General features: G+C 63.6%; 11 protein-coding genes. 4 read left to right on the forward strand and 7 right to left on the reverse strand.

What is annotated here, in order from left to right; genetic code table 11:
- Positions 1-15 precede the first annotated feature (15 nt).
- Entirely contained in the window at positions 16-1,170 is a 1,155-nt protein-coding gene (locus tag ABHM97_RS16410) for an LLM class flavin-dependent oxidoreductase (RefSeq protein WP_349471510.1), read from the forward strand.
- Positions 1,171-1,368: 198 nt separating this feature from the next.
- Complete coding sequence (locus ABHM97_RS16415; protein WP_235517542.1) at positions 1,369-1,569, forward strand: hypothetical protein; 201 nt, start codon at positions 1,369-1,371, stop codon at positions 1,567-1,569.
- On the opposite strand, the gene ABHM97_RS16420 is transcribed toward ABHM97_RS16415, so the two are convergent.
- A complete protein-coding gene (locus ABHM97_RS16420; RefSeq protein ID WP_349471511.1) occupies positions 1,566-1,973 on the reverse strand; it encodes a rhodanese-like domain-containing protein in 408 nt (135 codons plus the stop codon). The genes ABHM97_RS16415 and ABHM97_RS16420 overlap by 4 nt on opposite strands.
- Before the next feature lie 36 nt (positions 1,974-2,009).
- Entirely contained in the window at positions 2,010-3,152 is a 1,143-nt protein-coding gene (locus tag ABHM97_RS16425; protein ID WP_349471512.1) for an LLM class flavin-dependent oxidoreductase, read from the reverse strand.
- Between the two features lie 421 nt (positions 3,153-3,573).
- Here ABHM97_RS16425 and ABHM97_RS16430 point away from each other — a divergent pair, with 421 nt between their 5' ends.
- Complete coding sequence (locus ABHM97_RS16430) at positions 3,574-5,592, forward strand: rhamnogalacturonan lyase (protein ID WP_502921301.1); 2,019 nt, start codon at positions 3,574-3,576, stop codon at positions 5,590-5,592.
- A gap of 60 nt (positions 5,593-5,652) precedes the next feature.
- Here the strand turns inward: ABHM97_RS16430 and ABHM97_RS16435 are convergent, their stop codons facing one another.
- The 4 genes from ABHM97_RS16435 to ABHM97_RS16450 all read right to left on the reverse strand — a co-directional run bounded on the left by ABHM97_RS16435 (position 5,653) and on the right by ABHM97_RS16450 (position 9,588).
- Positions 5,653-6,384 (reverse strand): SRPBCC family protein, encoded by a 732-nt coding sequence (locus ABHM97_RS16435; RefSeq protein ID WP_349471514.1) that lies wholly within the window; start codon positions 6,382-6,384, stop codon positions 5,653-5,655.
- A 90-nt stretch (positions 6,385-6,474) separates the two neighbouring features.
- Entirely contained in the window at positions 6,475-7,695 is a 1,221-nt protein-coding gene (locus tag ABHM97_RS16440; RefSeq protein ID WP_349471515.1) for a metal-dependent hydrolase family protein, read from the reverse strand.
- Position 7,696: 1 nt separating this feature from the next.
- Positions 7,697-8,188, reverse strand: coding sequence for a GAF domain-containing protein (locus ABHM97_RS16445; RefSeq protein ID WP_349471516.1), 492 nt, complete (start codon positions 8,186-8,188; stop codon positions 7,697-7,699).
- Positions 8,185-9,588 (reverse strand): MFS transporter, encoded by a 1,404-nt coding sequence (locus tag ABHM97_RS16450; protein ID WP_349471517.1) that lies wholly within the window; start codon positions 9,586-9,588, stop codon positions 8,185-8,187. The genes ABHM97_RS16445 and ABHM97_RS16450 overlap by 4 nt, the downstream gene beginning before the upstream one ends.
- 108 nt (positions 9,589-9,696) lie before the next feature.
- Between ABHM97_RS16450 and ABHM97_RS16455 the strand changes: the two genes are divergently transcribed.
- Positions 9,697-10,575 carry a MurR/RpiR family transcriptional regulator gene (locus ABHM97_RS16455; protein ID WP_349471518.1) on the forward strand — a complete coding sequence of 293 codons (879 nt, stop codon included), beginning with the start codon at positions 9,697-9,699 and terminating at the stop codon, positions 10,573-10,575.
- A gap of 7 nt (positions 10,576-10,582) precedes the next feature.
- On the opposite strand, the gene ABHM97_RS16460 is transcribed toward ABHM97_RS16455, so the two are convergent.
- Positions 10,583-13,246, reverse strand: coding sequence for an exo-rhamnogalacturonan lyase family protein (locus ABHM97_RS16460; protein WP_349471519.1), 2,664 nt, complete (start codon positions 13,244-13,246; stop codon positions 10,583-10,585).
- Positions 13,247-13,401 lie beyond the last annotated feature (155 nt).

Raw genomic sequence — 13,401 nt, forward strand, 5'->3', positions numbered from 1 at the left:
TTTGGAGACTTTCTAATGCCTATCGAATTCCTCGGCATGGGCGCCGGCAACGATTCCACAGAGACTTCGCCTGCCACCACGCCCTTCTTCGATCCCTCTTATGCTGCGAAGATTGCGCGGATCCACGAAGAGAACAACTGGGGCCACGTCCTGTTCGCCTACAACTCCGCCACACAGGATCCATCCGTCCATGCCACGTGGGTTGCCGCCAATACCGAGCGGATCCAACTGCGGTTGGCGCACCGGCCCAATGTTTCGCACCCGACGTTCGCCGCGCGGTCCTTCCTGTCCTTGGACCACATTGCCCAGGGCCGGCTCACAGTCCACTTCATCACCGGCGGCAGCCAAGCGGATCAGGCACGGGAGGGAGACTTCGTTGCCAAGGATGCCCGGTACGGCCGCACGCAGGAGTACATGCAGATTGTGCGCCGGGCGTGGTCAGGGGGCTCATTCGACTGGAACGGAGAGCATTACCGGTTCACGGACTTCGCTTCGGGGTTGGCACCCTTCAACGGGAAACGACCGGGAATCTCCTTTGGTGGATCCTCCGAGGCAGCTTGGTCCGTGGGTGCAGCTGAGGCCGACATCTACGCCCTGTTTGGGGAACCCCTTGCCGATGCCGCGGGGCAGCAGGAGCAGATCCTTTCACGGGCCGCTGCCCTGGGGCGGACTGATCCGTTGCGCTGGCAGATTGCCTTCAGGCCGATTGTCGCCGCAACCGATGAACTCGCATGGGAGAAGGCACACGCCATCATGGGAAGGTTGCAGGCCCGGCGTTCCGCGGGCGAGGTCATCGACCCCGTCCGGCACTACACAGCGAAGGCTGAAGCCGCCGGAACCCAACGGCTGCTGGCCGCCGCAGAACGCGCCGACCTCCACGACCGTGCCCTCTGGACCGCGCTCGCCAAGGCGGCCGGTGGCGGTGGAGGAAGCGCGACGGCGTTGGTCGGCTCCTACGACACCGTCACCCAGGCGATCCTTGACTATCACGAGCTGGGATTCGAGATCTTCGGACTCCGCGGGTACGACTTTGTCCCGGACGCCATCGAGTTCGGACAACACGTGATCCCGCAGTTGAAGCAGGAAGTGGCGCACCGGGAGCGTTCGGTTGCTCCCGAAGCCCTCCGCGCGGCCCACGCCGACGCCCGCGCCCGCCTCCTCCGCCACTGACCCTCGATCACGTTCCGCCTGTTTGGGGCCGTCGCTCTCTCACGTTCCGACCGTTTGGGGCGGTCGCTCTCTCACGTTCCGCCTGTTTGGGGCCGTCCCTCTCGCGCGTCCCACCGGTTTGGGGCCAACGCTCCCTCACGTTCCGTTGTCACAGGTCCCAGGAGTTCGGTTACCCGGGGGACGGGATGCTGCATCCTGTTGGGCGTCGCGCTTCTGGCCGGCGGACTGGACTGGCTCCGCGAGGTGCGGCGGCCCGCAAACGAAAGTGCCGTCGTCGTGATTCCCAGCAAGGAGAGCACGACGACGGCAACGGAACCGGCCGTAGCCGGTCCGGTAACGCCAGGCACGACGGCGGGTGGCAGCCAGCGCCCGGAAGTCACCGAATCGGTGGACGCCTAGGCGGTTTCAGCCGGCGGTGCGGTGGGGCCGATGCTGGGTACGCCGGCGTCGCGCAGGGCAGGGAAGCCGCCGTCGACGTGCACGGCATGGTCGTAGCCCAGCACCTTGAGCTTCTCCGCGACCGGACGTGAGCCGTTCACGGAACCGCAGAAAACCACAATCTTCTGCTCGGTCCCGGTCACCTGGGGAAGGCGATGGGTGGACTCCGGGTTGAAGTCCTCCTCCACGTGCTCGCGGTTGACAACTACGGCTCCGGGGACGGCGCCGGTGCTGGCACGACCGCCCTCACTGCGGACATCGATCAGCAGGGCACCCTGCTCAATGAGCTTGGCCGCTTCGGCAGCCGTGACCAGCTGCGCGTCTTCCTGGACTGTGGTTTCCGTGGCTGTGGTTTCGATGGACATATGTGCTCCTTTGTTGGTGAGTGGAAATCGAAAAAGCTAAAGGCCCCAGGCCTCGGCGAGCAACTGGTAGGAGTTCACCCGGTCTGCGGGGTCGTGGGCGATGGTGGTGATCAGCAGTTCCTGCGCGCCCGTGACGCGCTGCAGCGTCAGGAGATGCTCCCTGACCTGATGCGGATCCCCGACGAACCTGGTGTCCAACCGGTCTTTGACCAAGGCCAGGGCTTCGGCGTCCAAACTCCGTTCCAAGGCGTCTTCCGGCGAAGGGTAGGGGATAGCACCCTGGCCGCTCCGGATTCCATGAACCCATTGCCCAAAACCGCGGGCGAGCCGCTGTGCCTGACGTTCGTCGGCGGCCACCAGCACGTCTGCTGAGACGATCACATGGGGTGCCTGCAAAGTGACGGATGGCTCAAAATGGGTGCGGTACTCGGCGATGGAGTCCAGCACGCCGGCAGGTGCCACGTGGTAGTTGGCGCCGAAGGGAAGCCCGAGCTTTCCGGCCAGCCGGGCACTGGGGCCGGCAGTGGAACCGTGAATCCAGAACTGGGGTGACTCACCCAGAGCCGGCGTCGCGGTGACCTCCTCCCCGTGCTGCGTCCGGTATTCCCCGCTGAAGAATCCGATGATGTCCTGGATGTCGTTTTCGAAGTTGTCCGTGTCGCCAGGGAATCGGCCCAGCAGTTCACTCTGAAGCCGGAATTTCCGCGGCAAAACGGCGCCGAAGATCGGGCGGGCCGCAGGGATCAACAGCCCGTCCACTACTCGGTCTGTCGCCTCGGCCGAGGCGACAGGCGGCACCACGCCCGGAGCGGGGTCGCTTGAGGACTTTGGCGGGCCGGAGCGTCCGAAACCCAGATCCAGGCGGTCGGGGAACACTGCGGCGAGCGTCCCGATGCTCTCGGCAATCTGGAGTGGCCGGCAATTCCCCAGCAGGGTGGCTGCAGTCCCCACCCGGATGGTCTTAGTGGCTGACGCTACCAATCCGGCCAAGACGTGTGGGGCCGAGCCTGCAACCCCAGTGTTGAGATGATGCTCGGCCAGCCAGTACCGCGAATAACCGGAAGCCTCGGCAGCAGCGGCAAGGCCCAGCGTGCTGCGCAACGCCTCGCCGGGTGTCTGCCCGGCGGACACCGGGCTGAGGTCTAGGACGGACAGGGGAGTGACTGAGGGCTTCGGCATGGCACGACACTACGGAGGCCCGTGTCTGCGCCCAAGCTGCGCCGTCACCGCGCTCAACTGGAGTCAATGTTGCTCAACGGGGCGCAATCCACCGTCACATGGGAGGCCGGGTGGGATGTGAGTAGGCGTCGGGTTGAAGGGGGTGGGATGTGAGTGAGGGTTGGGGTGAAGGGGGTGGGATGTGAGTGAGGGTTGGGTTGGCCACAAAAGTGAACATCAAGAAACGAAAACTCACAGTTATTTCCTGTCACACCCTTGACCGCTTAGTTGAAACGCTGATAAACCTTGATGTCGGAAAGCGTTTTCACTCACGGCAAGCCCCCGCCACTCGCATAGGAGGGGCCGGTCGATCCAATTAGTGAAACGTTCCAAACTGCGAGGGTGCAGACCAACTGCATCCCGGCATCAAAGGAGATGTTCTTTGGTTTACCCTTCGAAATGTTCCCCGAACTCCCGACGCACACCACTTCTCCCTCTGGCGGTCACAGCGACCCTGGCGGCGGCTGCCTTGGCCTTCACCGGAATTCCGCTCGCCCAAGCAGCGCCGCCCGCGGCGTCCCGAAGTGTACTAGGCAAGCAATCCGCCGTCGTCAACGCCGCGAAGGACCAGTTGCTCAACCGCCAGGTGGAAAACCTGGACCGAGCGCCCGTGGCCGTCCTGACTGACCGGGGCGTGACCGTGAGTTGGCGCATGCTGGGCCTGGACAAGGACAGCATCGGCTTCCAGGTGCTGCGCGATGGTGTCAACATCACTCCCGAGCCCATCCGCAACGCCACCATGTTCGTGGACCCCGCAGGCACGGCACAGTCCAGCTATGTCATCAAGACCGTCGGAAACGGGCAGGGCCAGGACAAGCTGACCGACGCAGTGAAGCCGCTCGCGCAAAACTACCTGGCCATCAAGCTGGACAAGCCTGCCGACGGCGTTACCCCGGATGGCAAGCCGTACACCTACTCCGCCAATGACGCGACCGTCGCTGACCTCGACGGTGACGGCAAGTACGAAGTGATCCAAACCTGGTCGCCGTCCAACGCCAAGGACAACTCCCAATCCGGCTACACGGGCAACGTCTACGTGGACGCCTACAAACTCGACGGCACCAAGCTCTGGCGCATCGACCTCGGCCGCAACATCCGCGCCGGTGCACACTACACGCAGGTTCTGGCCTACGACTTCGACGGCGACGGTAAGGCGGAGGTTTCGTTCAAGACGGCCGACGGCACCCGCGATGCGGCCGGCACCGTGATTGGAAACGCCGACGCCGACTTCCGCAACAGTGCGGGTTATGTCCTGTCCGGTCCGGAATTCCTCACTGTCTTCAAGGGTGAAACGGGCACCATCATGGACACAGTGGCTTACGAGCCTGAGCGCGGATCGGTGGCCAGCTGGGGCGACAACTACGGCAACCGCGTGGACCGCTTCCTCGCTGCAGTGGCCTACCTCGATGGCCAGCACCCATCCATGATGTTCAGCCGTGGTTACTACACGCGCACGGTGCTGGTGACCTACGACTTGGTCAACGGCAAGCTTCAAAAGCGTTGGACGTTCGACTCCAACCAGGCGGGTGACGAATATAAGGGTCAAGGCAACCACAACTTGTCCGTGGCTGACGTTGACCAGGATGGTAAGGATGAGTTCGTGTTCGGCTCCATGACCATCGATGACGATGGGAAGCCGCTGTACAACACCAAGCTCGGCCATGGCGATGCGATCCACACCGGCGACCTTGACCCCTCAAGGCCTGGACTGGAAACCTTCGCTGTGCACGAGAGCATGAGCCAGAGCGGTAACCGCGGAGCAACTTTCCGTGACGCTGCGACGGGTGAGGTGCTGTGGAGCATTCCTGCCATCAAGGACACGGGCCGCGGCGCTGCGGGTGACATCGATCCACGGTATGAAGGCGCGGAGGGCTGGGCTGTGGGCGGTTCCGCTGCCTGGAATTCGCCGGTGGGTCAGCTGATGTCCGCAAAGGGTGAGCTGATCGCGGAGAACATCCCGGCCGCGAACTTCCTGGCCTGGTGGGATGGCGACCTGCTCCGCGAAATCGTGGACCACGACTATGACGCGACTGTATCCCGTGGTGTGCCGACCATCTCCAAGTGGAACTGGGAGGCTGAAACCAGCGACCGCATCCTGACCGCGGACGGCGCCCGGAGCAACAACACCACCAAGGGGAACCCGTCCATCCAGGCTGACATCCTGGGCGACTGGCGCGAAGAGATCGCGTGGCCCTCCACGGACAGCTCCGAGCTGCGGATCTACACCACCACGGCTCCCACCGAGGTCCGTCTCCGGACCCTGATGCACGACACCGTGTACCGCACGGCGGTGGCCCGGGAAAACGTGGCGTACAACCAGCCGCCACACCCGAGTTTCTTCATTGGTGAGGGCATGCAGGCACCGGCGATGCCCGCCGTCGTCTACACCGGCAAGAAGTAGCCCACACAAACAAAGCCGCCCGGGTCGTGTTGACCCGGGCGGCTTTTGGCGTCGGCGGACCTAGTGCTGTCCCGGCAGCCATCCGCTCTGCGGCGGTATGAATCCGGGACCGCGGTCTGCGTCGTCGGCCCCGCGTTCGGCGGCACTGCGGGTATCGCTTTCCGCGGTCCCGTCCGAGTCGCCGTCGTCATCGGCCAGTCCGTTCGTCTGGTCGAAGGGATGGGTGACGGGATCGACGATCGGCGTCGTGTCCGTTGCGCTGGTGTCATGCCCGACGGCGGTGGCCGCGGTTCCGGTGGCGGTCGCCGTAGAGGCGGCATCGGTTGCTGGAGGCGGGGTGCCGGTCGCCTGAGTCGTGGTCCCGGGTGTCTCCAGTGCCTGCTTTTCGATGTGCTCCTTGAACTTCTTCAAGTCCGACTCCGCCTGCCTTTCAATAACGTGCAGCTTGTCACCCAGGAACTCCAGGACGCCATGGGGCTCGTATTCCAGCGACAAGTGCAGGGATGTCTGGCTGGGTCCGGCTTCTTTGAACTCCACCCAGCCCGCATTTTTGACGCCATCGACGGCAGCCCATGCCACGGCGCGGTCTACGTCCTGCTGAACGATCTTTGCTTCCCACGTACGGTGGACGCCGGCGATTTCGGCGACCCATTCCAAACGGTCTTCGCCAAGCCGTGTCACCCGTTCGACTCCGCCCATGAACTGCGGGAACTCTTCAAACCGGGTCCACTGTCTGTAGGCCGTACTGATCGGAACGTTGACCATGATGGTCTTGTCCACTTTTGTGCTCACAATGTCCTCCTCCTGCTCGATTCGGTATTGATCAGCATGCTTACATTATCGGGCTTTTCGGAGGGGAATAACAGGCCCCGGCGGCAGGACCTAAGAGATCACGCGGCCGTTCTGGATCAGGTGTTCCAAATGCTCGGAGATGTCGGCAAGTACGGAGATGTCGGCCACCGGATCCGCGCCCAGGACCAGCATGTCCGCGTCCGCGCCAGGTGCGATCACGCCAAGTTCACCTTCGCGCTCAAGCAGCTGGGCCGCCGTCGTGGTTGCTGCGCGGATGGCGGCGATAGCCGGCTGGACCTTGCCCAGCAGCCTGAACTGTTCGTTCTGGTGGCGGTGCATCCCTCCCAGGAGGTCCGAACCGAAGGCCATTTTCACGCCGGCCTCGTGGGCGCGGGCTATTGCCTCGAGGCCGCTGGTGAGCACCGAGTCCACCTTGGCCCACATTTCTTCCGTGAGCCCAAACTCCTTGCCCTCTTCCTTGAGCGCCCAGTAGGTGACCAGGGTGGGAACCAGGAAGGCGTCCTTTTCGAGGAACAATTTCAGGCTTTCGTCGTCCAGCAGGTTGCCGTGTTCGATCGAGCGGACACCAGCTTCCAGTGCGCGGTTGATGGCGCGGGCGGTGTACGCGTGCGCCGCCACATAGCGGTTTGCGGCCTGCGCTTCTTCCACGGCCGCGCGCATTTCCTCCATGGAGTACTGGGTGGAGTCGATGCGATCGGTGGGGGAGGAGACCCCGCCGGATGCCATGATCTTGATATGGTGGGCGCCCTTTCGGATCTCATCCCGGGCTGCGGCGCGGACGGCATCCACGCCGTCAGCCACGCGGCCTATGCCGCAGCACCCGCGACCATTGGGGTCATGGTCTTCGCCGGGGAGGCGCATGTCGCCGTGACCACCGGTCTGGCTCAACGCGTGGCCGCAGAAGTGGATCTTCGGACCCTCAAGAAGCCCTTCCTCCTGCGCCATCGCCAGGCCAAAATCGGCGCCGGAGAGGTCGCGGACGGTGGTAAAGCCGCGCCGCAGCATCTCTCCCATGATGCGGGCGGTCTGCGCATAGACATACGACGCCGGTGTATAGGTCAGGGAGCGGAAGTCGGCGCTGGAAGCCACCACGTGAACGTGGGCATCAATCAGGCCCGGGATGACGAACTTGCCGGTCCCATCGATGACCCGCGCACCTTCAGGAACCTCGGCATCAGGGCCGACGCTGCTGATCTTTCCGTCGACGCTGACGACGTCGGCCGTGGAGTAGGTGCCTGCGTCAACGTCCAGGACGCTGGCGTTGCGAATAACGAGGGGTGTGGTGTTCATATTAAACGGTGTCCTTCCCGGGGACTTCGACTTCGGTGGGATGGGCTTCAAAGGCCTGCACAAGTTCTGCTTGGTTCGTGGTGACGACGCCGACGGCGGTGTCCACACTTTGCTGCGTGTACTTGCCTTCAGCGTCGAGGAGGGCAAGGACGCCCACCACGTTGCTTTCCGGATCGAGGACCGGGATGTTGATCACGGCACCGCAGCCGAGTTGTTGGATGAGCGCGGAGTCGGCAAAGACTTCCTTCAGCGCGTCCAGGTCTGCCGCGAGGAACGGCTTCTTGTCCTCGATGACGGTTCCGAGCCACCCGGGGGAGATCTCAACTGTCTTTTCGCCGCCCACCGGATACTCTGCGGGGTGGCTTGTGAAGAGGCGCTTCAGGCTGGAGCGCTGGGGGATCCATTGGAGCGCGGTAAAAAGGACGACGCCCGGGTCCTGCTGCAGCGCATCGAAGGCCCGCTGGAAAGTAGTGTCCGATTCCATGAAGCTCATTTGGTGACCGTTCCTGCGTGATTGTCTGGCGCTGCGTCATGCTCGGCGCGGGCGTTGATGTCCTCGAGGGATTTCCCGGCAGTGGAAGCTCCGAAGATCACGACACCCAGGACGCCGATGGTCAGCACCACCGTGGTCATGGTGAACACGCCGCCGAAGCCGAGCGAGGCTGCGAAGATGCCGATGATGGAAGGTGCCAGGATGCTGCCGATGCGGCCGACCGCACTGGCCAAGCCAACGCCCGTAGCGCGCATCCAGGTGGGGAAGAGCTCCGGGGTGTAGGCGTAGACGCCGGCGTAGGTGCCGTTGAGGAAGAAGGACAACGTTGCGGCGGCCAGCAGGATCATGCCGGAATCGTTGGACTGGCTCAGCCAGAAGGCACTGATGGCCGATCCTGCCAGATAAAGGGCGATGGTGTTTTTGCGGTCAATCCGATCGCACAACCAGGCTGCGGAGAAGTAGCCGGGGATCTGCGCAAGGTAGATCAGGATGGAGAACTCGAAGCTCTTGGTGACCGTGATGCCGCGGCCGACCAGCAGCGTGGGAATCCAGGAGAAGAAGCCATAGTAGGAGAACGTGATCACGAACCAAATCAGCCAGATCACCGCTGTCCGGCGGCGCATCGCCTTGGACCACATGAACGTCAGGGCATTCCAGACGCTGATCTTCTGCTCGTGCTTAGTGATCTCTTCAGTACCGGGTCCAAGGGGTGCGAGTTCCTTGCCAGTGGCTTTCACAACGCTCTGCTCAAAGCGTTCCACTACCGCTGTCGCCTCCGCGACGCGCCCTTGGCTGATCAGGAAGCGCGGAGATTCAGGCAGGCTGCGGCGCCACCAGAGCAGGAGCAGGATGGGCACGGCTGTAATGACCTGTGCCCAGCGCCAACCATCCTCACCCATGGGGACGACGAAGCGGCCGATCAGTGCTGCGGCCACGAAGCCGAAGGAGAAGAATCCGGCAAGGGTTCCAATGAACCAGCCGCGGCGCTTGGGGGGAATGAACTCTGACAGGAACGGCGCGATGATCACGCTTTCCGCGCCTGCGCCCAGTCCTGCAAAGATCCGTGCAATCAGGAAGATCTCGAAGTTCGGGGCCATCGCCGCGATGATCGACATGAGGCAGTAGAACGCGAGAGCCCACAGCATGACCTTCTTGCGGCCAAAGCGGTCGCCCATCCAGCCCGACAGGATTGCCCCGAAGAAGAAGCCGAACGGAGCTGCCGAGCCGACCAATCCCAGGCTGGCCGTGCTGAGGCCCCAGAGTTCCTGGATGCGCGGGAGCAGGAAAGCGACCACTGCCCCGTCCATGCCGTCGAACGAATAGCCGAGGCCCCCGATAAGGAGAAGCTTGTAGTGTGGTCGACTGAGAGCCAGACGATCCAGGCGTGCTGTGAGAGACATGGTGATTCCTGCCAAAGTGGGCCAAGTTGTACATTTTGAGGAATATGCACAGGTCTGTGCAGAAGCGATGTATCGAAGTTACGGCCAAAGTGTGAGGTAGGTCAATAGGTGGAAGAAGATTTCGACTCGTCAACATTGACCGAGTGGCTGGACGATCGTGTCCAGGGGCGGAAGCTCGCGGCCCGGCAGATGCAGGTCATCGGCATCCTCCGGTCCCAGCCGCGGCTCGCCTCTTATGGCTCCGTCAGCGACATCGCCGCGGTCGCTGCTTCCAACGCCTCCACGGTCACCAGAACCGCCCAATCATTGGGATTCAAGGGTTGGGTGGATTTCCAATTCGAGCTCAGGTCACGGTTCCTGGCATCACTTAGTGCCGTGGAAGTCGCCGCCGAACACAACGGCCACATCAGTAGTCCTGCACAGGCTGCGGTCTCCACGGACCGGGCCAATTTGGCGCACTTCGAGCGCACGCTGGATGCCAATACTATTCATGAAATTGCGAAGTTGATCGCGGGGGCGCGGCAGACCTTCATCGTCGCGGCAGGCAGCTACGCCATTCCCGGCAAGGCCCTGGAGCACAACGCCATCATTGCCGGCTACAACGTTCGGCTCCTGGATGCCGACGTCGCCGCCCTCACCAACGCCATAGCCCGGCTTGGCGCCGAAGATCTGGTCATTGCGATCAGCCTTTGGCGGGTCTACGACAGCACCATGAGGGCCGTCGACATCGCCCACAACCTGGGCACGCCCATAGTTTCCATTACTGATAGCGCGGGATCACCGGTGGCGGTGCACGCGGACCACAGGATCGTGGTGCCCACCGAGGGTGCCGGGTTCTTTCCCTCCTTGACAGGTGCGGTGACCGCGGTCCAGGCGATCGCCGTCGAGCTGGCATCCCTGGACCGCGAACGGTCAAACCTCAACATCGCCGCGTCGGAGCGGACCTGGGACCAGATGCGGATCATGCATCCCAGGTCCAGCTCCTAGCAAGAAATTACGACGCCGGGACCTCCTCCGGCGCCTCTGTGGACGGCGGCAGCTGGTCGCCGATGAGGGCCAGGTTCTGGATGACCGCGAGCCCGAATTGGGCGGTGTCATTGGTGGATACCGTCGGTGCTTCGTCAACAGGCTGAAGCACGTACGGGGGAAGGATTTTCCTGAGCGTAAAGGCCTCGGCATGGTTCAGGTTTTCTCCGCCCTCGGCAAAGCTGTCCCACGCCAGGGACGCCAGTTCCGGAGACCCCAGCTTCGCAGCCGCGTATGCAGTCAGGCGGCTGTGTGCTTGGGTGAGGTAGATGCCGGCCAGAGGTTGGCCGACTTCAGCGGCCTGTTCCTCCGGGGTGGCCAGGAACAGGCGGCAATACTGCATCCAGGCCCTTTCGAAGGCGGCATCAGGCACCAGGCTGACCAGTTCGCTGCAGATTTCCACCAAACCGAACACGGCACTCAGGTGGGAGACGCTGATGACTTCCCTACCGGCGTCGAACCTTCCCGCATCAAGATCATAGAGCGCCTCGCCCGTCAGGAAGCCGTACTTCAGTGCGCCGATATCGGCCATGGTTCCCAGCAGGCGATCACGGGAGCGCGGGTTCCCCGTGCGTTCCCAATCCGTGAGCCACGTTGCAGCCAGTGAACCCCAGTCCGTACCCAGCCCGACGCCCAAAGCGCCGCGGTCCGGGCGGTAAGTATCGGCGTCGGGCCTTACTTTGCGGACGGGGTCCAAACCCAGAAAGTTCCGATCGCTGTCCACGAGCTCGGTGAGGAGGTCGCCGGTGCGTTCGTCGGCGGTCAGGTAGTAGTAGAAGCGCCGGTAGGCCGGGGTGCTGATGCGCAGCTGCTTGGCGCTGCAACCCCAGTGCTGGACGTTGTGCCGCGATCCCAGGCCACGCCAGGGGCCAAGGTGGTAGACGTCCACCTCGCCGGTATGGCGGGTCATCGCCTCGGCGTAGCGGAAGACGTCCGCGCGGCCTGTGCGCAGGTACATGTACCAAAGCCAGAGGTCCGGGGAGAGCTCGGAGTTGTCCCACGCGTAACCGCCCACGTCATAGCGCCACACGTGCCGGTCCGTGTCGTAGGTGTGCATGACGTCGCCGTAATTCCAGAATCCGTACCAGCGCCGCTGCTCAGTTTGGCCCTGGTAGAAATCGAACAGGAAGTCCAGCTTGTCTTCCAGCTCTGCCCGGACGGGGGTGCTGCGGTCCACGGGAGCCCAGTCACCGAAGACGCCGGCTTGGTGAAGGTACTCCGGGGAGGGCTGCAGCAGCGGGGGAGTGGAGGCTGCCCGGGCGTCGGCGGCGAGGCTCTCCGTGCTGGGCGTTGAGTCGTAGGCGTACAGCGTGAGTTCGTGCGTCCGGGCGATCCCGGTGGGGTTTCCGAAGCCCGGCTCGTAGTCCTCGTAGGTGATTTCAAGGCCTTCAAGCTGGTCCTCGAACGTGTCCTGGCCCAGGCCGTCGTGGTAGAAGCGGAGATCCATCGGCTGGGCTTCGGGGGAGTAGAGCCAAGCGGTCACTGTCGCGTTGCTTGTTGCGGCGCCGCGGATGTCCAGCTGGCCGGGATGGGACTGCCAAAAGTCCCTCACCCCGATGCCGAAACCGCCGCGGAGATCGCTCAGTGAACAAAAGCCACCTGACCGGGTTCCGCCTGAAATGCCCACCCAGCCGTGGCCTGGCGCGGTCCGTTTCCGCAGCTCGAAGCCGTCCGCGGTCAGCTGGGTGAGGGTGTAGTCGTTCCAGCTGGGTATGAGGCGGAGGCGCTCCGAAACCAGCGGGCTCCACTCCCTGAGCGGCGGGGTGGCCTCACCGGCAATCTGCCCGGCGCGGACAGCTTCTCCCGGATCCCGGCGCAAGCCAGTCAGGCCCCGGACCGCTTCGACCAGGAATCCGCCGTCAGCACCGGCGATGCGTACGTGGCGGTCATGCAATTCACTGGCAAGCGGTACCGTGAATTCAACACCGAGACCCGCAAGGAAGTCCTCCTCGGCATTGCCGTCCCAAATGAACGAGTGCATCATCCGTATGCTGCTGGCGCCCTCGTAGAAGTACAAGCGGACAGTGAAGGGGAGCCATTCCCTGCTGCCATCCTTGGCACTGTGCCGCCCCTCGATCCGAACTACCGCCCGGACCGGGCCACGCTGTTCCACTGTGACGCCTGAAACCTGGCTGGTGTAGGCCTCGCGTGGAGCGCTGCCTGCTCCCTCGGCCAGGTTGTTCTGCAGGAGGCTCACCAGCCGGGCATCCTTGGCTACGGCCTCGCCGGCGCGACGGAGTTCGCTGAACAGGGTTTCCCCGCGCCTGGGGATGACCATGTCGAGCATGCCTGTGGAGACGGTGACGGCGTCGTCCGTTTCGGCGACCGTCACCCCGGGTGAGTGTTCGACGGCGGCTGCCGGGCCGCCGTCGTGCCTATCGGTTGAGTGGGTGACATGGTAGGCGTCGGAGGGCTGATCCGTTGCTCCGATGGCGATGCCGGCCCATTTGAGGGAACCGTCGGGCCACGTGGCGAGCGGCCAGGCCTGGGCATTGACGGCAACTCCATTCATGTCGCGCACCTGGAGGTGGTCCGCGCCCGCTGCGGTGCCGCGCTGGAACGGCATGCCCCAGGTCGTGCCGCTGCTGAGCCTGACGGGCGGTTCGGCGTCGATCCACCTGAGCTGAGTCATGTTCATTCCACCTAAAATCTGGGAAACGTTTTCTTTGAGACGTTTCAATAACTTACCCGCGCGTGCGAATGGCTGCAAGGGGGTGGTTGGATACTGGGATCGATGCACCAACAAATTCGTGTGACCCGGGCGCTCCGACCTGCCGCGGGCGTATG

The sequence above is a fragment of the Paenarthrobacter sp. CAP02 genome (genome assembly GCF_040137855.1).
Taxonomy (GTDB): Bacteria; Actinomycetota; Actinomycetes; order Actinomycetales; family Micrococcaceae; genus Arthrobacter.

Coding starts and splice junctions, on each gene's coding strand:
- ABHM97_RS16410 (WP_349471510.1), top strand. CDS start 16: ATGCCTATCGAATTCCTCGGCATGGGCGCCGGCAACGATTCCACAGAG.
- ABHM97_RS16420 (WP_349471511.1), bottom strand. CDS start 1,973: ATGTCCATCGAAACCACAGCCACGGAAACCACAGTCCAGGAAGACGCG.
- ABHM97_RS16425 (WP_349471512.1), bottom strand. CDS start 3,152: ATGCCGAAGCCCTCAGTCACTCCCCTGTCCGTCCTAGACCTCAGCCCG.
- ABHM97_RS16440 (WP_349471515.1), bottom strand. CDS start 7,695: ATGAACACCACACCCCTCGTTATTCGCAACGCCAGCGTCCTGGACGTT.
- ABHM97_RS16445 (WP_349471516.1), bottom strand. CDS start 8,188: ATGAGCTTCATGGAATCGGACACTACTTTCCAGCGGGCCTTCGATGCG.
- ABHM97_RS16450 (WP_349471517.1), bottom strand. CDS start 9,588: ATGTCTCTCACAGCACGCCTGGATCGTCTGGCTCTCAGTCGACCACAC.
- ABHM97_RS16460 (WP_349471519.1), bottom strand. CDS start 13,246: ATGACTCAGCTCAGGTGGATCGACGCCGAACCGCCCGTCAGGCTCAGC.